The organism is Rheinheimera nanhaiensis E407-8 (genome assembly GCF_000296695.1).
Classification (GTDB): Bacteria; Pseudomonadota; Gammaproteobacteria; order Enterobacterales; family Alteromonadaceae; genus Alishewanella; species Alishewanella nanhaiensis.
Window position 1 is genome coordinate 43,610 of sequence record NZ_BAFK01000021.1, and the last position, 21,892, is coordinate 65,501.

The following is a 21,892-nucleotide window of genomic DNA, read 5'->3' on the forward strand; positions in this document are numbered from 1 at the left end:
TACACTTAGTGGTGGAAGCGCTTGGCTTCCACTACATCATCTATCTGGCTGATTTTACTCAGCAGTTTATTCAAGGAGTCAAGGTTATACAGCTCCAGCGTCATATTAATCACCGCCGTTTGCGCTTTAATATCCGAGCTGCTGCTCATCTTGGTCACGTTGGCCTTTTCGTTGGCTAGAATACTGGTGATATCGCGCAGCAAGCCGTTGCGATCGTGCGCCACGATGCGGATATCTACCTCATAGCCCGAGGCATATTTATCGCCCCAGGTGGCATCGACCACCCGCTCGGGGTGGCTGTCCTGCAGGGTTTTAAACTGGTCACAGTCGTCGCGGTGAATGGCAATACCGCGGCCCTGGGTAATGTAACCGATAATGGCATCGCCCGGCAGCGGGTGACAACAACCGGCCATATGGGTTAGCAGGTTACCCACGCCCTGCACCACCACGTCGCTTTTCGCCTTGGCAGGTGCCAACGGCTTAGTGATTAAACGCGGGTCAATTTCCGGCTCTTCCGCTTTGGCATACTGGCTTTGAATAAAGTGCACCACCTGGGTCACTTTTATTTCGCCACCGCCAATGCCAACCAGCAACTCTTCCATGCTGTTGACATTAAAGCGGCTTAGCACCTTGGCCGGGTATTCCATCACCAGGTTCAGCCGGGTCAGTTCAGTGTCCAGCAGCTCTTTACCGGCCGCCAGGTTTTTATCTCTGTCCTGCAGGCGGAACCAGTACTGCACTTTGGAGCGCGCCCGGCTGGATTTTAAATAGCCCAGATGCGGGTTTAACCAGTCGCGGCTGGGGTTGGGCTCGCGTCCGGTCAGAATTTCCACCTGATCGCCGGTTTTAAGCTGATAGGTAAAAGGCACAATACGGCCGGAGACCTTGGCGCCGATACAGCGATGGCCGACGTTAGAGTGCACATAGTAAGCAAAATCCAGCGGGGTGGAGCCCATCGGCAAATCGACAATATCGCCTTTGGGGGTAAACACATAGACCCTGTCTTCAATCACCTGATTACGCAGCTCTTCGGCTAAGTCACTGCTGTCGACCACGTCTTCCTGCCACTGCAGAATTTTACGCAGCCAGCCGATTTTTTCATCGTTGGCGCCGTCTTTGCCGGCGGCGGCGCCTTCTTTGTAGCGCCAGTGCGCCGCTACACCCAGCTCGGAGTCTTCGTGCATCTGCCGGGTGCGGATCTGAATCTCTACCGGCCGGCCCTGTGGGCCTAATACCACGGTATGAATAGACTGATAGCCGTTTTGCTTGGGCGTGGCAATATAATCGTCAAACTCTTTGGGCAGGTGGCGCCAGCTGGTGTGTACCAGGCCTAAGGCGGCGTAGCAGTCCTGCACCCGCTCGGTAATAATGCGTACCGCCCGGATGTCGTACAGCTGATCAAACGCCAGCTGCTTTTTCTGCATTTTTTTCCAGATACTAAAAATATGTTTCGGCCGGCCATACACCTCGGCCTGCAGGTTAGCATCCGCCATTTTCTGCCGCACACTGGCGACAAAGTCCTGCATATATTGCTCGCGGTCCAGCCGCTTTTCTTCCAGCAGGCTGGCAATTTGTTTGTACAGTTGTGGGTGCAGATAGCGAAAGGCTAAATCTTCCAGCTCCCATTTTAACTGGCCGATGCCCAAACGGTTGGCCAGGGGCGCAAAGATGGCGTTGGTTTCTTTGGCAGCCAATACCCGGGTTTCTTCATCGGCATTTTTCACTTCCCGCAGATAACAGATCTGCGCCGCCAGCTTAATCACCACAGCGCGCACATCTTCCACCATCGCCAACAGCATACGGCGCAAATTATCGGCTTGCTGCGGGTTAACACTTTGATTAGGGCCGGTGGGTATGGTGCGAATGGCTTCCATTTGCTGCACCGAGCGCAGCAGGCTTACCACCTGACTGCTAAAGGCCGCTTCTACCTGCACACTGCTGATAAGCCCGGCGTCTAACAGCGGGAATAACAGCGCGGCCTGCAGCGAGTCGCTGTCCATTTTCAGCTCAGCGAGGATTTCGACCATTTCCCAGCCGTGGCGTACTGCCGTTTCACTGTCGGTCAGCTGATGCTGCTTTAAAAACTCGGCCGCCTGCATCAGGCTGCTGATTTTTTTCTCTGTCAGTCCCAGCGAGCAAAGCCACTCCAGCGTCTCTCCGCTGTTGTAGTCTGTTGTATGCGACTGACGAACCCTAACCATGTGCGCTTTCCTCTGTACTACCGGCTGAATAAGGCCATTAACTCAAGATGGCTGGTGTAACTAAACATATCGGCGCCGCCGATTTTCTGCAGCTGATAGCCCTGCTGCAGCAACACTTTGGCGTCACGGGCGAAGGTAGCCGCATTGCAGGACACGTACAATATCTGTGCCGGCTTTAAGCGGCATAATTGCTCCACCGCGCCCACCGCACCGGCCCGGGCCGGATCCAGCAACGCTTTACTGTAGCGTGGCCGGTTCCAGTCTGCTTTAGGCCAGGCTAAATGCAAATCGGCCTGTTGTGCCACTACGTTGCTAAGACCGTTTACCTTAGCATTGGTTGCCAGCTGTTGCACCATTTTGGCCATGCCTTCCAGCGCCTGCACACTTTTAGCGCGCTGCGCCAGCGCCAGGGTAAAGTTACCCATGCCGGCATACAGCTCCAGTACGTTATCGTCAGGCGTCGGGTTCAGCCAGTGCAGCGCCTGATCGACCATCAGCTGGTTAACCGCAGCATTGACCTGAATAAAATCGTCCGGCGCAAACTCCAGCTGCAGCCCCTGCTTTAGGCCATAGCTCAGTGCCTTAGGCTGTTGCCAGTAATCAAACTGGCCGCTGTGCGCCTCACCCAGCCACAATGCTTCAGGCCAGGCGGCGATAAAGCGCTGACGCTGTTCAGTGGTGAGTGCTTTGGTATGACGCAGGATCACCACCGGCTGGCTATCTGTTAGCAGCACTTCGGCATGGGTAATGATAGTCGGATCCGCCAATGTCGGCACCAGCTGCTGTAACACAGTAAAAATCGGCTGTAGCGGCGCCGCCAGCACCATGCAGCTGGCCACATCGGTAATCTGCTTATCGCCCTGCTGGCGAAACCCGACGCTTAAGCGCCGCTGCTTTTTGTCATACCACAAGCCTATGCGGGCACGGCGCCGGTAGCCGCTGTCATCGGCTACCAACATCGGCTGCCAGGGCAGCGCACTCAGCCCGGTTTGATGGCGGATAAGCTTATCAATGCCCTGCTGCTTTAACTGCCGTTGATTGTCCGGGCTGATATGTTGCAGCTGACAGCCACCACAGCTGGCCGCGTAGGGGCAAAGCGGCGTAATACGTAACGCAGAGGCGCTTAACACCTTTACCGTACTGGCTTTGATAAAACCGGCTTTATCTTCGCTGACACGCGCCTGCACCTCTTCACCGGGCAAAGCAGCACTGATAAAAGCAATCTTATTGCCCTGCTGGCTGATGCCGTGTACTTCGTAATCGTGATCAGTGATGGTAAAAGGTAAGACTTTACCCTGCAGACTGGCTTTGGGTTTGGCTTTGTATATGTTAACCATGAGCTCTCTGTTGCTGTTTTGCGTGCGTGGCGTGTAGGCAAGCGCGATGTCTTATGTCATTATCCGGTCTTGCCTTTTTAGCATTTTGCCAGCCGGTGACGACAATGAGTTTACGTTCTTGGTTACTGCTTTGTAGCTTGCTGCCAGCCTTGCTGGTTAGTGTAAGCTGTGCCGGTTATTTTAGCTATGTTCGCTACCAGGAGTTAGTACTTTCTTTTCAAAACCGCGCGCAGGATATCGCCCTGCCGCTGGCGATAAGCAGCCAGGATTTACTCTCGCGCCAACAGCTGACCGAACTGACCAATTTACTCAGCACCGCCCACCGCTTACACTCGCCGACACTGAGCAATATCAGCCTGTTAAGCTCACAGCATCAGCTTATCGTGCAAACCAATCCGCAGCAGGCGATAGCCCTGCCAACGCCACAGAGCAAGGCGCACAGCCAGCAACGGCTTTACCCCGACAACAATGCAGAATATCTGCTGCTGTATCAGCAGTTACCCCAAGCAGAACAGGCCGCCGGCTATCTGGTGCTGCAACTGCCACTCACCACACTGCAACTGGCAAAACAGCAGTTGCTGCTGCAGGCACTGCTGGTGGCCTTCGGCTGCCTGCTCTGTATTGGTTTGCCGTTATATCTGCTGCTGCGTCTGTTATACCCGCAGCTACACAGCAGCCGCCGGCAACTGCAGCAATTATTATCCAACAGCCCGGTGCAGGCTGGCAGCCACAGCGTCATCCGCGAGTTTAATGAGCTACAACAAGGGCTTGTGCAATTAGGCCAGCGCCGGCTGCAGCAAGAGCAGGATATGCAAAGCCAGATTGAGCAGGTTACCGGCGACTTGCAGCAAAGTATGGAGCAGCTGGAAGTGCAGAATATCCAGCTGGATTTTGCCCGGCGCAAAGCACAGGAAGAAAACCGGCAAAAATCCGAATTTTTAGCCAAGATGAGCCATGAACTGCGCACGCCGCTAAATGGCGTTATCGGTTTTACCCGTCAGCTGCTAAAAACCCAGCTGTCAGCCAGCCAGCACGATTATCTGACTACCATTCAAAAATCAGCCAACAGTTTACTGCATCTGGTCAACGACGTGCTGGATTTCTCCAAACTGGAAGAAGGCCGGCTGTCGATTAACCCTGAGCCTTTTTCGCTGCGCGATTTACTCAATGACGCCATTGAGCTGCTGGCGGCCAATGCCTTTGATAAACATTTAGAGCTGGTGCTGATGGTCGATCCATCCTGCCCGGACGATCTGGTTGCCGATCCGGCGCGCTTCGTGCAGGTGCTGATGAACATTGCCGGCAATGCGATTAAATTTACCGATCACGGCAGCATAGTGGTGCGGGTGTCGGCCACCTTGTTAAACGAAGATCAGCTTAGCCTGCACTGCTCGGTCCAGGATACCGGTCGCGGTATCAGCGACGAGCAACAGCAGCAGCTGTTTTTAGGCTTTACCCCCCACGAGCAGCGCAGCCATCAGAGTGGCTCGGGCCTGGGCCTGATGATTTCACAGCGGCTGGTGAAGGCGATGGGCGGTAATATCGGCTTTGAAAGTAAACCCGCTGAGGGCTCCACCTTCTGGTTTACCATTAAATGTCTGCGCCACCAGCTGAGCGTCGCCGAGCCGCTGCCGCTGGACGTGCTGGAAAACAAACAGCTGCTGTACTTTGAACCGCAGCAGTATTCCCGCGAAGCCACGTTAAACCTGCTGCACAGCTGGGGTTTGCAGGTCACCGCCTGTGCCACCAAAGGCCAGCTGCAACAGGCGCTGGCCCACCAGCAACACTATGACATCGGCCTGATTGGCCGCACGGTAGCGATTAATCAGGTTAATCAGGTGATGGCGCTGATCCCGCAGTTAAAAGCGCAGTGCAGCTATACCTATTTGCTGGTAAATGCACTGTCACCACACCTGCGGGAAACCTTGTTAAAATCCGGTGCTGATGCCTGTTTATCTAAACCGCCCCATCAGCGCAAGCTGGCTGCCACCCTGGCACAGCCCTATTTACAGGCAAAAACGGCCCAGAGCGAGCAACAAGCCGCCCGGCCAGCCAGCCTGAAGGTGCTAACCGTTGATGATAACGATGCCAACCTGAAGCTGATTAACACCCTGCTGGCCGAGCAGGTAGAGCATATCGACTCTGCCCGTGATGGTGCCGAAGCCTGGCACAAGGCCACGCAGCACGCTTACGACATTATTTTTATGGACATTAATATGCCGGTAATGGACGGCGTAACGGCTTGTCAGCGCATCCGGCAAAGCTCATTAAACGAACACACGCCTATAGTTGCTGTAACCGCCCATGCGGTAGACGGCGAACGCGCCCGTCTGCTGACACTGGGCTTTAATGAGTTTTTAACCAAACCGCTGGATGAAAAAATGCTGCACTGCAGCCTGCAGGAATTCTGCCCGGCCAGCCGGCTTAGCGCGCCGGCGCAGCAGTGGCCCGACAGTAAACTGGTCGATTGGCCGCAGGCGCTGGAACGGGCCGGCGGTAAATGCCAGCTGATGAAAGATATGCTGCAAATGCTGCTGGCCAGTTTACCGGCCAGCCGTGACGCGCTGCAGCGCGCTGTGGCGGCAAATGATAGCGCTGCCCTGCTGCAGCAGATCCACAAGTTACACGGCGCCTGCTGTTATACCGGCGTACCCCGGTTAAAACAGTTGGCCGAACTGTTAGAAACCCAGCTAAAACAAGGCAAAAGCCTGACAGCACTGGAGCCGGAATTATTAGAGCTGGACGATATTATGCAGGCGCTGCTTGAGGAAAGTCAGCACTGGGCCCAGTGGTAACATGGCAGACCCAACCTTAGCGTGGTACCGCCAGGCCTGATGCGGCCTTATTGCCGCTCCAGGATAACCGTGGCCACCGCATAGGCCTGCTCATCACTCAGCGACAGCCAAATATGATTAACGCCCAGCTGGGCGGCGCGCTGTGCAGCGCCATCGCTCAGGCTAAGCAGTGGTGCACCGTCGCTGTTATTACTGACATGAAAATGCTGGAACGACACCCCGCGGCCAATGCCCGTACCCAGCGCCTTGGCTGCAGCTTCTTTTACGGCAAAACGTTTGGCAAAATAGCGCGCGGCGTTATCCGCGTTAGCCTGCGCCAATTCGTGGTATATCGCCTGCTCTGCTGGTGTCAGCACCCGTTTTACCAGCGCCGGGCTGCGGCTTAAGCTTTGGCTTATCCGGCTTATTTCTACAATGTCGGTGCCAAGGCCCACTATCGCCATCTTAGCGGCGCGCCTCCACCATTAGGCGTTTCATCTCCCGCACCGCCGCATCTAAGCCGCTGAATACCGCGCGCGCTACGATGGCATGGCCAATGTTCAGCTCGTGCATCTGCGGTATCGCTGCTATCGGTTGTACATTATGGTAGTGCAGCCCGTGGCCGGCGTTAACAATCAGCCCAAGCGACGCAGCAAAGGCCGCCGCTTCACTAATGCGCTTTAGCTCCGCTTGTGCCACAGCGGCCTCCTGAGTTTCAGCGTACTTACCGGTGTGAATTTCAATATAGGGCGCGCCGGCTTTGGCCGCCGCTTCAATTTGTTTGTGGTCAGCATCAATAAACAGCGATACCAGAATATTGTGCTCGCGCATTTGCGTCACCGCCTCGGTAATACGGCTTAACTGGCCAGCCACTTCCAGGCCGCCTTCGGTGGTCAGCTCCTGGCGTTTTTCCGGTACAAAGCAGGCAAAATGGGGCTTTAGCTCACTGGCAATGCCCAGCATTTCGTCAGTCACCGCCATTTCAAAATTCAGCCGGGTGGCAATAGTCTGGCGCAGTACAAACACATCGCGGTCAATAATGTGGCGGCGATCTTCGCGCAGGTGCACAGTAATGCCGTCGGCACCGGCCTGCTCGGCCACTAAGGCGGCATGCACCGGCTCAGGATAATAAGTGCCGCGCGCCTGGCGTAATGTTGCAACGTGGTCAATGTTAACACCCAGAAAAATAGGATTATGCATGCTTACTCCAGCGTAAAAATTAACGGCCAGCAAACAGGGCGCGGCTGGCCAGTGGCTTATTGCCTAATAAGGGTGCCAGCAGTTGCCGGCTTAGCTGCTTTGCTGCCTGTCGGGTGGCCGCATCCTGCCAGTTGGCGGCACCGATATTCAACAGCTGCGCGCCGGCAAATCCGCCCGCCGCCGGCACAAAACCTTGCTCGTGCTGCCACTGATAACACAGGTTTGTCGTTATCGGCTCGCCCAGTGCATCATACTGCCAGTCAACCGGCTGGCCCAGCTCGGTCAGCAAGGCAAATTCAAACTCGCGCAAACAGGGCTCCAGCTCAGCTTTGGCTTGCTGCACGGCCTGTAACTGCGTAAGGCAATGCTGATACAGCTGAAACAACTGCTCAGCAGCCAGATTATCCGGCCACAACCGGCACACCAGTTCATTAATATACAGCCCGCTGTATAACACCTTGCCGCTAAACAGCAGCGCCGGGCCGGCTTCATCCAGGCTTTTTACGGTTTTAAGTTCGCTGCGGCCCATCAGCTGCAGGCTATATAACTGAAACGGCTGCAATGCCTGGCGGGCTTTACCCTGACGCTTGCGCACCACCGCCGATAACCGCCCCAACTGCGGCAATAATAACTGCAGGATCAGCTTATCTTCACCCAGCGGCCTGCTGTGTAAAATGTAGCCTGGCCAGAGCGCTGCCTGCATAGCGGTTTAGTCTTCACCATAACCCAGGCTGCGCAGTGCCCGCTCGTCATCGGCCCAGCCCGATTTTACCTTGACCCAAATTTGTAAAAACACCGGCTGCTCCAGCATATTGGCCATATCCAGCCGCGCTTCGGTAGCGATGGTTTTAATGCGCTCGCCTTTATTGCCAATCACCATTTTTTTCTGGCTGTCGCGCTCAACCAGCACTAAGGCCGCGATATGATAGTGTTTTTCTTCCCATTTAAAGCGTTCAATCTCTACCGTTACCGAATAGGGCAACTCGTCGCCTAAAAAGCGCATCAGCTTTTCGCGCACAATTTCTGCCGCCATAAAGCGCATGGAGCGGTCGGTGACATAGTCATCCGGGAAGAAAAACTCACAGGGCGGCAGGTGTTTTTGCACCACAGCGCGCAGCGCCTCTATATTGTCGCCGGTTTCGGCGGACAGCGGCACCACATCAACAAAGTTCAGCTGACTGCCAAGCCATTGCAAATGCGGCAACAGGGTGTCTTTATCGCGGTATAAATCGACTTTATTTACCACCAGTACCACCGGCTTTTTCGCCGCGATAAGCCGGTTTAATACCATTTGATCATCATCAGTCCAGCGCGTGCCCTCGACCACAAACAGCACAAACTCAACATCTAAAATCGAGCTGGCGGCCGCTTTGTTCATCAAACGGTTAATGGCGCGCTTTTCTTCGCTGTGCAGGCCCGGTGTGTCGACATAGACGGTCTGATAATTATCCCGCGTATCAATACCGACAATGCGGTGGCGCGTGGTTTGTGGCTTTTTCGACGTAATGCTGACCTTTTGCCCCACCAGCTTGTTCAATAAGGTGGATTTACCCACATTGGGTCGCCCGACAATGGCAACCAAGGCAGCATAAGTGGGTAAGGTAGTGTTATCTGTCATTTTTTAACTGTTCCAGCGCCATGTGAGCGGCGTCCTGCTCTGCCTTGCGGCGTGAACTGCCGGTAGCGGTTATCGGGGCCATGCCGGCAATGCTGCAGCGCACGGTAAAGGTTTGCTGATGCGCCTCGCCGACAGTGGCTATCACATCGTACACCGGCAAGGCTAAGCGTAGCCCCTGCAGGTATTCCTGCAAGCGGGTTTTGGAGTCTTTCTGCTCGCCCGGGGTAATGGTGTCCAGCCGGCTGCCAAACCAGAGTAAAATCCGCGCTTTACAGGCCGCCATACCGCTGTCGAGGTAAATGGCGCCCAAAATGGCTTCTACTGCATCGGCTAAAATGGACTCGCGGCGAAAACCGCCGCTTTTCAGCTCGCCCGGCCCTAAGCGCAAATACTCTGACAACCGCAGCTCCTGGGCAATTTCAGCCAGGGTGACGCCTTTTACCAGGGTAGCCCGCATCCGGGTCAGGTCGCCCTCGCGCGCTTTGGGGAAATGGCTATACAGCGTTTCGGCAATGACCAGGCTAAGCACCGCATCGCCTAAGAACTCCAACCGTTCGTTGTGTTGGCCTTTGCAGCTGCGGTGCGTCAGTGCCTGCTCCAGCAGGCTAGTATCAGAAAACTGATAGCCCAGACGGGCCATCAGTGGGGTTAACGATTTTTGCATTACTGTCTCGTGTCTGCTGTTAGCGCGGCTTAGTGGATAGCGCCCAGCCGCTCAAAACGCACACCTGTCGGCACCCAGCCGGGTAACCAGCTGTCCGGATCGTCGCTAAATTCAAAACTCATCCAGATAAACACCGCTTTCCCCACCATATTGTGCTCGGGCACAAAGCCCCAGAAGCGGCCATCGCGGCTGTTATCGCGATTATCGCCCAGCACAAAATAGTGGCCTTCGGGCACGATAAATTCGTCTATTGCCGTGCCGCGCTGTTTAAAGAAAAACTCGGTGTGTTCACGCCGGGCTGGCGTTTGCAGGATATCAAAGCTCACCTCGCCTAACTGCTCAGTGTAACGGCGCTGCGGGTACTGCTCCTGATAAAACTCACCTTCATTTTTCAGGGTTTGCGGCACCATCTCCAGCGTACCACAATCGCTGCTTTGGCCAGCCTGACAGGCCTTTTCAATAAACAGCTGTTTATTACGGTAGATGATCCTGTCGCCCGGCACGCCGATAATGCGTTTAATGTAGTCTACCGTCGGTTGCTCCGGGTATTTAAACACCGCCACATCGCCACGCTGCGGCTTGTTGTTGCTGTACAGCGTAGTGCGCCAGACCGGATCTTTAACGTCGTATGAGAATTTTTCTACCAGTATAAAGTCACCGACCAGCAAGGTTGGCATCATAGAGCCAGACGGAATTTGAAACGGCTCATAAATAAAAGAGCGAAAAATGGTAATAAGGGCAATCACCGGGAAGATTGACTTGGCGGTTTCCACAATTTGTGGCTCTTTGGTCAGCTCTTCACTGGCCTTAAGCGGCAGCTCGCCAGCGCTGGATGCCTGCGCCAGTGCAAGCTTTTGCTGGCGTTTAGGTGCCAGTACCAGCGCATCAAGCAACCAGATTAACCCGCTGGCCAGCGTCAGCAGCACCAGAAAAATTGCAAAATAACCCGCCATGCTAAACCCTTTTATTTACCCACTTTCAATATGGCCAGGAAGGCTTCTTGTGGCACTTCCACATTACCCACCTGCTTCATGCGTTTCTTACCTTCTTTTTGCTTTTGCAGCAGCTTTTTCTTGCGGCTGACGTCACCGCCGTAACACTTGGCTAATACGTTTTTACGCATTTGCTTAATGGTGGTACGGGCAATCACGTGGTTACCAATAGCGGCCTGAATGGCAATATCAAACATTTGGCGTGGGATAAGTTCTTTCAGCTTTTCCGCCAGCTCACGGCCACGGCCCTGGGCAAAATCGATATGGCTGATAATGGCCAGCGCATCAACACGCTCACCGTTGATCAGAATATCCACCCGCTGCATGTTCGAGGTCTGGAAGCGCTTAAAGCTGTAATCCAGTGACGCATAACCGCGGCTGGTCGACTTTAAGCGGTCGAAGAAGTCCATGACCACTTCGGCCATTGGCAGCTCATAGGTTACCGCCACCTGACGGCCGTGATACAGCATATTGGTTTGTACACCGCGCTTTTCGATACACAGGGTAATAACGTTACCCAGATATTCCTGCGGCACCAGGATATGCGCTTCCACGATAGGCTCACGAATTTCATCAATATCGTTAGTAGGCGGCAGGCTACTGGGGTTGTCTACCATGACGATATCGCCGTTTTTCTTCACCACTTCATACACAACGGTCGGCGCTGTGGTAATCAGGTCTAAATCGTATTCGCGCTCTAAGCGCTCCTGAATAATTTCCATGTGCAACATGCCAAGGAAACCGATGCGGAAACCAAAACCCAGTGCACCGGAGTTTTCCGGCTCGTAAAACAGTGATGAGTCATTCAGGCTGAGTTTGGCCAGCGCATCACGGAAATCTTCGTAGTCATCGCTTGATACCGGAAACACACCGGCATACACCTGCGGCTTAATGCGTTTAAAGCCGGGTAACGGCTTTTCTGCCGCATTTTTCGCCAGCGTTAAGGTATCGCCTACCGGCGCGCCTTTAATTTCTTTAATACCGGCGATAACAAAGCCTACTTCGCCGGTTTTCAGCTCGCCGGTGTTGGTGGCTTTAGGGCTGAAGACCCCGACTTTGTCCACTTCGTAGGTTTGGCCGGTCGACATCACCTTAATTTTGTCTTTTTCTTTAATACTGCCGTGCTTAACCCGCACTAAAGAGACCACGCCCTGGTAAGAGTCGAACCAGGAGTCGATAATCAGTGCCTGGGTAGGCTGCTCCGGCTCACCTTCCGGTGGCGGAATTTTCTTCACGATAGTTTCCAGCACATCTTTAATGCCCAGGCCAGTTTTGGCTGAGCACTGCACTGCGCCTACCGCTTCAATGCCGATAATATCTTCAATTTCCTGCGCTACCCGATCCGGATCGGCCTGCGGCAAATCAATTTTATTCAGTACCGGCAGCACCTCTAAATTCATATCCAGCGCGGTGTAACAGTTAGCTACCGTTTGCGCTTCTACGCCCTGACCGGCATCAACCACCAGCAGTGCGCCCTCACAGGCGGCCAGCGAGCGGCTGACTTCATAGGTAAAGTCGACATGGCCCGGCGTGTCGATAAAATTCAGCTGATAAGTTTCACCGTCATCAGCCTTATAATGCAGCGTCACACTTTGCGCTTTAATGGTAATACCGCGCTCGCGCTCTAAGTCCATCGAGTCCAGCACCTGCTGCTGCATTTCGCGGTCAGACAGGCCACCACAGTACTGAATTAACCGATCAGACAGTGTCGATTTACCGTGGTCAATGTGGGCGATGATAGAAAAGTTTCTGATATGAGTGAGTTTAGGCATCTTGTCCGCAAAAAACAGTAGGCGTAACACAGGGCGCTATGGTGTTGGTTAACCAGAACCTGCAGCAGTGAAACGCGGGTTATTCCGATAAATTAGCGCGAATTGTACTCTATCCGGCGCGCGCTTGCTATGTGTTATTGCTGCACGCCAACCGATGGCAGCACCTGCAGGATCACCACCTGACTGTGCTTTTCCTGCTGTTTGCCGTAGCGGCGCGCCAGCATAAAACCCACTGCAGCACCCAACAGCGCCAGCAGCATCAGGTAGCCCTCGCTCAGTCCGGCGCCAGCGCCGGCTAACGCCAGGGTTAACAGCAACACCAGCGGCAGCAAATATACCATCAGGGCAGCAACTATCAGTTGTTGCTCACTCAGGCCCACTTTTACCTGCTCACCGGGTAAGAGGTTTAACCGGGTGGGGACAAAAAACTGCTGGCTGCGCGCCGTTAAGGTTTTGGCCACTATGCCGGTGCCACAATCACTGGACACCTGACAAGCGTTGCAACTGGCCACCGGGGTAGAGCTTAACCAGACGCCGCCCTGCTCGACACGCAGCACCGTCGCAATTTGCTCGACCATCAGCGCACCGCTGCCGCCAGTTGCCGGGCAGTATCAATACTGACCGGGCCTATTACCGTTACTTCCAGTTGGGCATTGGTTTGTACATAAATGGTGGTGGCACCGTCTCGATATGCCTGGGTAGGTAACCGCTGTGAGTTTTGCACAAACACCGACACCTGGTGCAAGCCATCGCTTAACAGCCAGTAACTTAGCAGGCTGCCTTCAAGCTGCGGTATGCTGGCCGGCTCTGCCACCGGCTGGTACCCTTCCGGCAACCAGGTTAACTGGTGGCTGCTGTTAAAGGCCGCGGCAACGCTGTTATCGGCCGGTTGCGGTAAGTCGGCGGCCATTAAGGCGCGTAAATTTTCCGGCAGCTCAGGGCTTATCTGCATATGGGTAACCAGCCAACGCTCCAACGCATTCTGGTTATCTGACAGGGTATCTATGCGTAGCGGAAAACCGGTTTGTGCGTCTAACCACAACCAATAGTGGTAGCGTCCGCCTTGTTTGGCGGTCAGGCGCAGCAGCTGAGCACTGCGCCCTGACATCACCGAGCTGCTGCCTGCCACGGCGTTATATAGCTGACGAATGGTGTCTTTGTCTTCAAACAACAATGCCGGCAGCTCTGGAATATGGCTGGCGCGGGTGACAAAGGCCGGCCTGTCGGTTAACAGATAATACACCAGCGCATCACGGCGCAGAATGTCTACGCCACTGGTATCGAGCGGAATAAGATGCTCTATTTCCTGCCCGGCTGTCTGGCCATGTAACCAGCGGTAGGTGTCAACTTTACTGCCTTTTAACACCACAAAAGAGGTGTCAAAGTTGTAGTGCTTAACCGCATACTGCACTTTATCAAACAACTGCCAGCCTACCTGCTCGGCCTGAGCCAGGGCAGACAGCAGCATTAATACAATGGCACTACATACGCCAGAGGTTCGCATCATTAAGGCTCGTTAGGTTTGGGTCCGTCATTGTTTTGCTGCTTGGCTTGCTGCGCCTGCTCCATTACCCGCACCTGCTGGCGATGCGCATTTAATAGCGCCTGTAGCCGCTTTTGTTGCTCCAGCATCGCTTGCTGCTCCTGCTCGGCAAAGCGGTCAGACACTGTGGTCTGGCTTAAGCTAACCGGCGTAGCAAAACCGGCGATTGGCTGGGTTTGTAACATAGGTTGCGGTGTCAGCATTTCTTCGCCCGGCTGTTGATACTGCTGCACACCTAATACAGCAATCAGTGCCACACCAGCGGCCACCGCGCCCTGCGCTACCGGTTGCAGCCAGCGGCCATTAGCGGCCTGTGCCACACCGTTTTTAATGCGGCTGAACCAGCTTTGGCTGTTTGTTAGCTGATAGGTTGGTTCATTTTGCAGCGCAGCGGCAACATCATCGGCAAAACTGGCCGGTAACGGGCTTTGCGTTTCGTGGCGTAACACAGCACCTAGCATCTGATAGCGCTCCAGTGTTTGCTGCAACTGCGCTGAACTTAGCAAGCTGTCGAGCTGTGCTTTGCTCAGTGGCTGGTTGTCGCTGGCAGCTGAGAGCCAATCCTGATTTTCTAACGACATAATGTTTCCTGTCTTAATTACTGGTTGTTGCCCTGCCCGCTAGCTTATTAACGGCTTAAGCTGCAGATCAATTGCTTCCCGAGCGCGGAAAATACGGCTGCGTACAGTGCCTATCGGGCAGCCCATCACGTCCGCAATTTCCTCATAACTTAACCCTTCCAGCTCACGCAGCGTAATGGCAGTGCGCAGCTCGTCCGGCAATTTCTCAATGGTGCTAAACACCACATGACGGATCTCGTCGGATAACAGCAGTTTTTCCGGTGAATCCTGTTCTTTTAACGCGTCACTGCCTTCAAAATATTCGGCATCTTCAGCATCAACATCAGTTGCCGGCGGCTTACGGCCATTGGCAACCAGATAATTTTTCGCACTGTTCACAGCTATGCGGTACAGCCAGGTGTAAAAAGCGCTTTCGCCGCGAAACCCTGGTATTGCCCGGTAAGCTTTAATAAAAGCTTCCTGCGCCACATCGGCTACGTCTCCGTGGTTAGAAACATAGCGTGAAATTAAGTTCGCAATACGGTGCTGATATTTTCGCACCAATACATTAAACGCGGCCTTATCGCCTTGCTGTACGCGCTGGACAATCTGCCAGTCCAATTCTTGCTCGCTCATATCTGAGCTTATCCCCTGTAATACTCGTCTTTATGCTAACTGGCGCTTATCTCGCGTGCTGTTAGGACTCACGGCCTGAGAAATAGTTCTGCTAAGTTTGACAAAAAAGCTACAATAGCCGCACTTTCATTGACAGCAAGTGTATCGCATGACGCAAGCAAATGAACATCTGTGTGACGTTTTAATTATCGGTAGTGGCGCCGCCGGGCTGTCGCTGGCGTTACAGCTGGCGGCACAGGCGAAGGTGCTGGTGTTAAGTAAAGGCCCGCTGCGTGAGGGCTCTACCTTATATGCCCAAGGTGGTATTGCAGCGGTATTTGATGAAAACGACAGTATCGCCTCTCATGTTGAAGACACGCTGATTGCCGGTGCCGGTTTATGCGATAAAACCGCCGTGCAGTTTACCGCCGGTAATGCCAAAGCGGCGATGGAATGGCTGATTGCGCAGGGCGTGCCCTTTGATCAGTATCAAGATGAAGATGGTAGCCTCAAGTACCATTTAACCCGCGAGGGCGGCCACAGCCACCGCCGTATCTTGCATGCCGCCGACGCTACCGGCCAGGCAGTGCAGATCACCCTGGTCGATAAGGTGAAAGCGCACCCGAATATCCGTTTGCTGGAGAACTACAACGCGATAGATTTAATTAACGGCCGCAAACTGGGGCTTGACCCCAAACGCTGCTATGGCGCCTATGTGTGGAATAAAAGCGCCGCTAAAGTTGAGCTGGTCAAAGCTCGCTTTACCGCACTGGCCACCGGCGGCGCCAGCAAGGTGTACCTGTACACCAGTAACCCTGATGTGGCCAGTGGTGACGGTATTGCCATGGCCTGGCGCGCCGGCTGCCGGGTGGCCAATATGGAATTTAATCAGTTTCATCCCACCAGCTTGTATCACCCCGATGCGCCTAATTTTTTAATTACCGAAGCCATGCGCGGTGAAGGCGCCTATTTAAAACGGCCGGATGGCAGCCGCTTTATGCCTGATTTTGATGCGCGTGCCGAGTTAGCACCACGCGACATTGTGGCCCGGGCCATCGACTATGAAATGAAGCGCCTGGGCGCCAACTGTGTGTATCTGGATATCAGCCACAAGCCAAAAGATTTTATTATTGAGCACTTCCCCACTATTTATGCCAAGTGCTTAAGTGTTGGCATCGACATTACCAAACAGCCAATACCGGTGGTGCCAGCCGCCCACTACACCTGTGGCGGCGTGATGACTGATTTACACGGCAAAACTGACTTAGATAACCTGTACGCTATTGGCGAAGTCGCCTATACCGGCCTGCACGGCGCTAACCGCATGGCCAGCAACTCGCTGCTTGAGTGCGTAGTCTTTGCCCGCGCGGCAGCGCAGCACATTTTGGCCCAACTGGACAGCCAGAGCCCGCTACCGGCGCTGCCAGCCTGGGATGACAGCCGGGTCAGTGATTCTGATGAAGAAGTGGTCATTACCCACAACTGGCATGAGCTTCGGCTTTTTATGTGGGATTATGTCGGCATAGTGCGCACCAATAAGCGGCTGGAGCGGGCACTGCACCGGGTAGAACTGTTACAGCGGGAAATTCAGGATTACTACAGCCATTTCCGTGTCAGCCATAATCTGCTGGAACTGCGTAATCTGGTGCAGGTGGCTGAGCTGATTATCCGCTGCGCCATGCAGCGCCAAGAAAGCCGTGGTTTGCATTACAATCTGGATTACCCACAGCAGCGTGAAGGCAGTGGCCCCAGTATCCTTGCACCTAAGTTTTAAGCCGAAAACTTAAGCCTAAAACCTGGGCTTTAAACTCAGGCTGCTGGTTGGCGCTGCCAGTTAGCCTGATTAACCGCCCGCGCCAGCGCGCGAAACTGCGCCGGTGGGCACTGATCGGCAAATACCCAACGCTGGCTTATCGCCTTGCTGTTATCCCTGCGCCAGTAAAGTTTAATGGCCCACTGGCTGACCAAACCGCCACATAATATGCCGCTGACAGCAGCAGGGCTGGCTGGCACGGTAAACCAATGCACAGTACCGTCATTATGCAGCAGCAACGCTTGTGACAGACAGAGCTGCTGATATTGCTTAACCCCCAGCCAATAGCCGCTAAACAGCAACGGCATCGCCACCAGCAAGCCCCACCAGGGCATCGGCACCAGCCAAAATAACAGCGGTGGCCAAAGTGCCGTTAGCATTAATACCATTTTCGCCCGGCGCGACGGCGCCAGTACCAGCTCAGACGCGGACACGGTCCAGGATCAGCTGAATAAGTGCCTGAATAGCGGCATCTGACGATTTAGCGTGGCCCATAAACCAGGCAAACAAATCCGGGTCGTCACAGGCCAGCAGACGCTCAAAATCCTGTTTCTGTTGCAGGCTTAAAGCGTCGTAGCCTTCTTCCACGAAGGGGGCCAATAACACATCCAGCTCCAGCATGCCGCGCCGACACGCCCAGCGTAGCCGGGGTTTACTCATTAATTCTGCCATATCTGCTTTCGTCTTCCTGTTCTGGTTAAATTGCCGCCGGGTACAGCGTCATTGCCGGCTGATTCTAACAAAATTCGGCCCCCGGGGTTGAGCTTTTGCCGCTTTCCCCCAATCATAGTGCTATTGTTTATCAGTCTTAGCGAACATCACAGTATTATGCACACATCCTGGTTAACCGCAGAACAATACGCCAGTTTAAGCACTAAAGTTCAGGGCGCCTTTCTCTCGCCGCTGCCGGCCTTTGAGACGTTATTAATCAGTGGTGCTGACAACCGCAAGTACCTGCAGGGCCAAACCACCTGCGACCTGAACAGCTTAACTGATGCCAGCTTTTTACACGGTGCCCATTGTGATGCCAAAGGCAAAATGTGGTCGCAGTTTTATCTGGCCGATGCCGGCGAGCAGTTAGTGGTTATTGCATTTCGTGATGAGCTGGCCGCGTCCAGCGCGCAGTGGAAAAAATTTGGTGTATTTTCCAAAGTCGGCTTTGAAGCCGGCCAGCAGCATTATGCCGTGTTTGGCCTAAGCTGCAGTGAAGGTACCGACAGCACTGCCCTAACCGCACTGATTCAGCAACTGGACTTTGCACGCCCGGCCAAAGGCGCCGTTAGCCGCCAGCAGCAGGCGATGTTACTGGCACTCACCGACACCCATTTTTTACTGCTAACGCCGTTACCCCAGGCGCAGCAAATCATGCAACAAGGCTTACCCCTGGCCTGCCCCAATGCCTGGCTGGTGCGCCATATTCAGCAGGGGTTTAGTTACCTGGAGCAGGGCTTAATTGGCGAGTTAGTGCCACAGATGCTTAACTTACAGGCGCTGGATGCCATCAGCTTTACCAAGGGCTGTTATATCGGCCAGGAAACGGTGGCAAGGCTGAAATACCGCGGCGGCAATAAACGGGCGGCCTTTATTTTCAAGGCGCACAGCGACGAGCTGCCCGCCGCCGGCACTGATATTGAAATACAACTTGGAGACAACTGGCGCCGCAGTGGCCAGGTCGTCAATGCTGCTAACATTAATAACGAATTATGGTTAATAGCAGTATTACCTAACGACATAACCGCGGCAGACACGTTACGGCTGCACAGCGACAGCGCGCCGCTGTTGCAGTTAATGCCGTTACCCTATTCGCTAACTTAATGAGGTTTTCATGACCATTTCTCAGGACAAAGTCGTCGCCATGCACTACACCGTTACCGATAGCAAAGGTAACCAACTGGACAGTTCAGTCGGTGGCGAGCCTTTAGTCTTTCTGTTCGGCCACGGCTCACTGATCCCCGGCCTGGAGCAAGCGTTAGCCGGCAAAAATGCCGGCGATAAATTCAGCGCTAATATTGCCGCGGCAGATGCTTACGGCGAGCGGCACGATGCGCTAACCCAGGCCGTGCCTAAGTCGATGTTTGACGGTATGGAAGTGGCCGTAGGTATGCGCTTTCGCGCCGCCGGCCCGGATGGCCGCGAACAATCGGTAATTATTCTGGAAGTGACCGAAGATGAAGTGGTGGTCGACGGCAACCATCCGCTGTCTGGTATCGACCTGACCTTTGATGTCGAAGTGGTGATGGTACGCGATGCCACCGATGAAGAGCTCGACCACGGCCATGTGCATGGCATAGATGGTCACGCTGGCCATTAATGGCTCTGGCAGACGGTTTGCTATACGCCGTCTGCCGTTTAGCTGCCGATGTCGCTAATGTCAGCTGCCTGCCCTCAAAGCGCGGTGATCGGTCAGGACGGCCTGCCCTGTTTTGGTCATTACGCCAGGCCGCCGGCTGAGCTCGGCCTGGAGCGTTTTGTTTATCGCACCGTGCTGGACAAACCCGCCAGTGCACTGAGTAAATACCTGCATTTTAAACAGTTTCAGTTCGTCAGCCTTTGCCACCCCGACTGGCAAATTGGTATTGCCATTGCCGATATCCGCTATCTGGCCAGCGCTTTTTGTTATTTTTATGACCGCAACACCGGTCAGCTGGACGAGCTGGAGCTATTAAAACCCTTTAGCCTGGGGGTTAGCATGAGCCCAAGCCCAACACAGGGCGAAGCCCGCATCAGCGGCAAGCAGCATATCAGCCTGACACTACAGCATTATAATTGGCATGTTCGTTTAAGTGGTGCCTTGCTGCAGGGCGAATTTAGTCTCAATGGCGCAGCAGATGCCTCCCCGCTGGCGCTTTGTACGCCCACCGGCTACAACGGCTGGACTTACACACAAAAACATAATGCCCTGCCGCTTAACGGCACACTGAGCTACCGCGGCAAGCCGCTGGATGTAACCGCCGCCCTGGCTGGTTATGATTTTTCGGCCGGCTTTATGCGCCGCGAGACCAGCTGGCGCTGGGGCAGTATCAGTGCCTTGCTACCACAGGGCCGCTTTGGCTTAAACCTGGCCTGTGGCGTCAACGAAACCGGCACTACAGAGAACGGTTTATGGCTAAATGGCCAGTGGCAAAGCCTGCCGCCGGTAGCCATAACGCTTAACCGCCAACAGCCACAAACACCCTGGCAATACCATGACGACAGCGGTCGGGTAAAACTGCAGTTTAGCCCGCAGCAAGTGCGGCAGCAGAAACTGGATCTGGGCGTACTGGCCAGTAATTTTCGTCAGTATTGCGGTTTTTTTTGCGGCGAAATCACCTTGGCAAACGGCGAGAAACTGCTGCTACAACAGGTGCCTGGCCTGGCAGAAGACCATTTTGCCCGCTGGTAACACCGCATTAGCAAGCGCAGTAAATTCTTGACAGCGTGTTCAAAGCCCCCTATTTTTAGCCCCCTGAGCAACCAAAAACCATTGAGCGAAAACCGGCCTGAATGAAAGATCGTATTATCATTTCTGTTTCGACAATCAATGGTACACGCCATTTTAATGTCAGTAAGCTGTTCAAACGTAACGCTATTATTGCTATGTGGCTGTTACTGTTTGGCCTGGTGATTACCGCTGCCGTCATTGAGTACCTGCTGCAAAGCGTAGCGCAAAGCCAGGCGCAGCGCGCACATCTGGCCAGCCAGGCCAGCACTTTGCGTGACGAAATTGCGCTGCTGCAAGACAACAAAAACCAGCTGGAACAAGAGCTACACCAAAAACAGGACGAAATGTTGCAGGTAATTAATCGCGTCGGTGAAATTGAACTGGCGCTGGGCCTGGAGCAGCAATATCCGCAAAATCTGGAAGAGCGCCTTGATACTGCCTCGGTGAACTCGGCTGCGCGCCTGGCCATGCTGCAACTGGTGCCCAATGGCTCGCCGCTGGAATTTAGCCGCCGCTCATCACGCTTTGGCCTGCGCCAACACCCTATAGTCGGCAAACAGCAACACCATAAAGGTGTCGATTTATCGGCTAACCGCGGCACCGAGATTTACGCCCCGGCCGATGGCGTGGTTGAGGTAGTACGCTCCAGCAGGCAAGGCTTTGGTAACCTGTTAAAGATCCGCCATGCGTTTGGCTTCTCTACCCTTTATGCCCACCTGCAGGATTTTAAAGTTAAACCGGGCCATTTCGTCCACAAGGGCCAGTTAATTGCTACCTCCGGTAATACCGGGCTATCTACCGCGCCACATTTGCATTATGAAGTACATTTCCTTGATCGGGCACTTAACCCCCAACACTTTATGGACTGGGATGCCACTAACTTCGATCTGGTGTTTGAAAAGGAAAGGAGCATTAAATGGGACTCTTTAGTAAGCATGCTGGAAACCAAGGCAAGCACTCAGTTACAACTGTCATCGCACAAGGATGCTCAATTAACGGCAGTCTCCGATTAAGCTGCGATATGCAGATAGACGGTTATGTCGAGGGTAAAATTGTCAGCGACAAGACGTTAATCATCAGTGCCTCTGGCCGTATTAAAGGCGAAGTCACTGCCGATAAAGTCATCATTAATGGCTTGTTTGACGGTGAATGTTACGCCAACAGCGTAGAGATCCTGCCGCAAGGTAAAGCCCATGGCACCATTCACTGTGACGATTTAAGCATAGAGCGTGGCGGCAGCTTTTTGGGCAAAACCCTGCCTACCTCAGCTGAGCATGTTATCGCCCTGCCAAAAGAAGAACAGCCGGCCAAATCACTGGAACAGCACAGCCCCAGCGAACACATATGAGCCTTCCCGGAGTCAATAGGTAAAACCGCTCTTC

General features: G+C 54.0%; 22 protein-coding genes. 7 read left to right on the forward strand and 15 right to left on the reverse strand.

Going from position 1 to position 21,892, the window contains the following annotated elements; genetic code table 11:
* Window positions 1–5 precede the first annotated feature (5 nt).
* Together relA and rlmD are read right to left on the reverse strand one after the other, a co-directional pair.
* A complete protein-coding gene (relA, locus tag RNAN_RS15080; protein WP_008223341.1) occupies window positions 6–2,201 on the reverse strand; it encodes a GTP diphosphokinase in 2,196 nt (731 codons plus the stop codon).
* 17 nt (window positions 2,202–2,218) lie between these two features.
* Entirely contained in the window at window positions 2,219–3,538 is a 1,320-nt protein-coding gene (rlmD, locus tag RNAN_RS15085) for a 23S rRNA (uracil(1939)-C(5))-methyltransferase RlmD (RefSeq protein WP_008223343.1), read from the reverse strand.
* Window positions 3,539–3,642: 104 nt separating this feature from the next.
* Between rlmD and RNAN_RS15090 the strand changes: the two genes are divergently transcribed.
* Window positions 3,643–6,333, forward strand: coding sequence for a response regulator (locus RNAN_RS15090; protein ID WP_008223345.1), 2,691 nt, complete (start codon window positions 3,643–3,645; stop codon window positions 6,331–6,333).
* 47 nt (window positions 6,334–6,380) lie between these two features.
* Here the strand turns inward: RNAN_RS15090 and acpS are convergent, their stop codons facing one another.
* The 11 genes from acpS to rpoE all read right to left on the reverse strand — a co-directional run bounded on the left by acpS (window position 6,381) and on the right by rpoE (window position 15,297).
* A complete protein-coding gene (acpS, locus tag RNAN_RS15095; protein WP_008223347.1) occupies window positions 6,381–6,776 on the reverse strand; it encodes a holo-ACP synthase in 396 nt (131 codons plus the stop codon).
* A gap of 1 nt (window position 6,777) precedes the next feature.
* The gene (pdxJ, locus tag RNAN_RS15100) at window positions 6,778–7,512 is read right to left on the reverse strand and encodes a pyridoxine 5'-phosphate synthase (protein ID WP_008223349.1); all 735 of its coding nucleotides are present in this window, start codon (window positions 7,510–7,512) and stop codon (window positions 6,778–6,780) included.
* Between the two features lie 19 nt (window positions 7,513–7,531).
* Complete coding sequence (gene recO / locus RNAN_RS15105) at window positions 7,532–8,215, reverse strand: DNA repair protein RecO (protein WP_008223351.1); 684 nt, start codon at window positions 8,213–8,215, stop codon at window positions 7,532–7,534.
* 6 nt (window positions 8,216–8,221) lie between these two features.
* Window positions 8,222–9,130, reverse strand: coding sequence for a GTPase Era (gene era, locus RNAN_RS15110; RefSeq protein ID WP_008223353.1), 909 nt, complete (start codon window positions 9,128–9,130; stop codon window positions 8,222–8,224).
* The gene (rnc, locus tag RNAN_RS15115) at window positions 9,120–9,794 is read right to left on the reverse strand and encodes a ribonuclease III (protein ID WP_008223355.1); all 675 of its coding nucleotides are present in this window, start codon (window positions 9,792–9,794) and stop codon (window positions 9,120–9,122) included. Before rnc ends, era begins: the two co-directional genes overlap by 11 nt.
* Before the next feature lie 29 nt (window positions 9,795–9,823).
* Complete coding sequence (gene lepB, locus RNAN_RS15120) at window positions 9,824–10,747, reverse strand: signal peptidase I (RefSeq protein WP_008223358.1); 924 nt, start codon at window positions 10,745–10,747, stop codon at window positions 9,824–9,826.
* Between the two features lie 11 nt (window positions 10,748–10,758).
* Window positions 10,759–12,558, reverse strand: coding sequence for a translation elongation factor 4 (lepA, locus tag RNAN_RS15125; RefSeq protein ID WP_008223360.1), 1,800 nt, complete (start codon window positions 12,556–12,558; stop codon window positions 10,759–10,761).
* Window positions 12,559–12,692: 134 nt separating this feature from the next.
* Complete coding sequence (locus RNAN_RS15130) at window positions 12,693–13,136, reverse strand: SoxR reducing system RseC family protein (protein WP_008223362.1); 444 nt, start codon at window positions 13,134–13,136, stop codon at window positions 12,693–12,695.
* Entirely contained in the window at window positions 13,136–14,065 is a 930-nt protein-coding gene (locus RNAN_RS15135) for a MucB/RseB C-terminal domain-containing protein (RefSeq protein WP_148275758.1), read from the reverse strand. Before RNAN_RS15135 ends, RNAN_RS15130 begins: the two co-directional genes overlap by 1 nt.
* Complete coding sequence (locus RNAN_RS15140; protein ID WP_008223365.1) at window positions 14,065–14,682, reverse strand: sigma-E factor negative regulatory protein; 618 nt, start codon at window positions 14,680–14,682, stop codon at window positions 14,065–14,067. Before RNAN_RS15140 ends, RNAN_RS15135 begins: the two co-directional genes overlap by 1 nt.
* Before the next feature lie 39 nt (window positions 14,683–14,721).
* A complete protein-coding gene (gene rpoE / locus RNAN_RS15145) occupies window positions 14,722–15,297 on the reverse strand; it encodes an RNA polymerase sigma factor RpoE (protein WP_008223366.1) in 576 nt (191 codons plus the stop codon).
* A 148-nt stretch (window positions 15,298–15,445) separates the two neighbouring features.
* Here rpoE and nadB point away from each other — a divergent pair, with 148 nt between their 5' ends.
* On the forward strand, window positions 15,446–17,050 hold the full coding sequence (gene nadB / locus RNAN_RS15150; RefSeq protein ID WP_008223367.1) for an L-aspartate oxidase: 1,605 nt from the start codon (window positions 15,446–15,448) through the stop codon (window positions 17,048–17,050).
* 35 nt (window positions 17,051–17,085) lie between these two features.
* Here the strand turns inward: nadB and RNAN_RS15155 are convergent, their stop codons facing one another.
* A complete protein-coding gene (locus tag RNAN_RS15155; protein ID WP_008223370.1) occupies window positions 17,086–17,523 on the reverse strand; it encodes a protein YgfX in 438 nt (145 codons plus the stop codon).
* Window positions 17,510–17,761, reverse strand: a complete 252-nt coding sequence (locus tag RNAN_RS15160) for an FAD assembly factor SdhE (RefSeq protein ID WP_008223371.1) — start codon at window positions 17,759–17,761, stop codon at window positions 17,510–17,512. The genes RNAN_RS15155 and RNAN_RS15160 overlap by 14 nt, the downstream gene beginning before the upstream one ends.
* Window positions 17,762–17,917: 156 nt before the next feature.
* Here RNAN_RS15160 and ygfZ point away from each other — a divergent pair, with 156 nt between their 5' ends.
* From ygfZ to RNAN_RS15185, 5 genes are all read left to right on the forward strand, one after another.
* Complete coding sequence (gene ygfZ / locus RNAN_RS15165; protein ID WP_040552296.1) at window positions 17,918–18,904, forward strand: tRNA-modifying protein YgfZ; 987 nt, start codon at window positions 17,918–17,920, stop codon at window positions 18,902–18,904.
* Between the two features lie 10 nt (window positions 18,905–18,914).
* Complete coding sequence (locus tag RNAN_RS15170; protein WP_008223373.1) at window positions 18,915–19,400, forward strand: FKBP-type peptidyl-prolyl cis-trans isomerase; 486 nt, start codon at window positions 18,915–18,917, stop codon at window positions 19,398–19,400.
* Window positions 19,401–19,457: 57 nt separating this feature from the next.
* Window positions 19,458–20,471, forward strand: a complete 1,014-nt coding sequence (locus tag RNAN_RS15175) for a DUF2804 domain-containing protein (RefSeq protein WP_040552286.1) — start codon at window positions 19,458–19,460, stop codon at window positions 20,469–20,471.
* Window positions 20,472–20,572: 101 nt separating this feature from the next.
* Complete coding sequence (locus tag RNAN_RS15180; RefSeq protein ID WP_008223375.1) at window positions 20,573–21,523, forward strand: M23 family metallopeptidase; 951 nt, start codon at window positions 20,573–20,575, stop codon at window positions 21,521–21,523.
* An 8-nt stretch (window positions 21,524–21,531) separates the two neighbouring features.
* Window positions 21,532–21,858 (forward strand): bactofilin family protein, encoded by a 327-nt coding sequence (locus RNAN_RS15185; protein ID WP_008223377.1) that lies wholly within the window; start codon window positions 21,532–21,534, stop codon window positions 21,856–21,858.
* Window positions 21,859–21,892: the final 34 nt, after the last annotated feature.

What these genes read in the sequence shown, in the direction of transcription:
- relA (WP_008223341.1), bottom strand. Translation starts at nt 2,201, where the DNA reads ATGGTTAGGGTTCGTCAGTCGCATACAACAGACTACAACAGCGGAGAG.
- rlmD (WP_008223343.1), bottom strand. Translation starts at nt 3,538, where the DNA reads ATGGTTAACATATACAAAGCCAAACCCAAAGCCAGTCTGCAGGGTAAA.
- RNAN_RS15090 (WP_008223345.1), top strand. Translation starts at nt 3,643, where the DNA reads ATGAGTTTACGTTCTTGGTTACTGCTTTGTAGCTTGCTGCCAGCCTTG.
- acpS (WP_008223347.1), bottom strand. Translation starts at nt 6,776, where the DNA reads ATGGCGATAGTGGGCCTTGGCACCGACATTGTAGAAATAAGCCGGATA.
- pdxJ (WP_008223349.1), bottom strand. Translation starts at nt 7,512, where the DNA reads ATGCATAATCCTATTTTTCTGGGTGTTAACATTGACCACGTTGCAACA.
- recO (WP_008223351.1), bottom strand. Translation starts at nt 8,215, where the DNA reads ATGCAGGCAGCGCTCTGGCCAGGCTACATTTTACACAGCAGGCCGCTG.
- era (WP_008223353.1), bottom strand. Translation starts at nt 9,130, where the DNA reads ATGACAGATAACACTACCTTACCCACTTATGCTGCCTTGGTTGCCATT.
- rnc (WP_008223355.1), bottom strand. Translation starts at nt 9,794, where the DNA reads ATGCAAAAATCGTTAACCCCACTGATGGCCCGTCTGGGCTATCAGTTT.
- lepB (WP_008223358.1), bottom strand. Translation starts at nt 10,747, where the DNA reads ATGGCGGGTTATTTTGCAATTTTTCTGGTGCTGCTGACGCTGGCCAGC.
- lepA (WP_008223360.1), bottom strand. Translation starts at nt 12,558, where the DNA reads ATGCCTAAACTCACTCATATCAGAAACTTTTCTATCATCGCCCACATT.
- RNAN_RS15130 (WP_008223362.1), bottom strand. Translation starts at nt 13,136, where the DNA reads ATGGTCGAGCAAATTGCGACGGTGCTGCGTGTCGAGCAGGGCGGCGTC.
- RNAN_RS15135 (WP_148275758.1), bottom strand. Translation starts at nt 14,065, where the DNA reads ATGATGCGAACCTCTGGCGTATGTAGTGCCATTGTATTAATGCTGCTG.
- RNAN_RS15140 (WP_008223365.1), bottom strand. Translation starts at nt 14,682, where the DNA reads ATGTCGTTAGAAAATCAGGATTGGCTCTCAGCTGCCAGCGACAACCAG.
- rpoE (WP_008223366.1), bottom strand. Translation starts at nt 15,297, where the DNA reads ATGAGCGAGCAAGAATTGGACTGGCAGATTGTCCAGCGCGTACAGCAA.
- nadB (WP_008223367.1), top strand. Translation starts at nt 15,446, where the DNA reads ATGACGCAAGCAAATGAACATCTGTGTGACGTTTTAATTATCGGTAGT.
- RNAN_RS15160 (WP_008223371.1), bottom strand. Translation starts at nt 17,761, where the DNA reads ATGGCAGAATTAATGAGTAAACCCCGGCTACGCTGGGCGTGTCGGCGC.
- ygfZ (WP_040552296.1), top strand. Translation starts at nt 17,918, where the DNA reads ATGCACACATCCTGGTTAACCGCAGAACAATACGCCAGTTTAAGCACT.
- RNAN_RS15170 (WP_008223373.1), top strand. Translation starts at nt 18,915, where the DNA reads ATGACCATTTCTCAGGACAAAGTCGTCGCCATGCACTACACCGTTACC.
- RNAN_RS15175 (WP_040552286.1), top strand. Translation starts at nt 19,458, where the DNA reads ATGTCAGCTGCCTGCCCTCAAAGCGCGGTGATCGGTCAGGACGGCCTG.
- RNAN_RS15180 (WP_008223375.1), top strand. Translation starts at nt 20,573, where the DNA reads ATGAAAGATCGTATTATCATTTCTGTTTCGACAATCAATGGTACACGC.
- RNAN_RS15185 (WP_008223377.1), top strand. Translation starts at nt 21,532, where the DNA reads ATGCAGATAGACGGTTATGTCGAGGGTAAAATTGTCAGCGACAAGACG.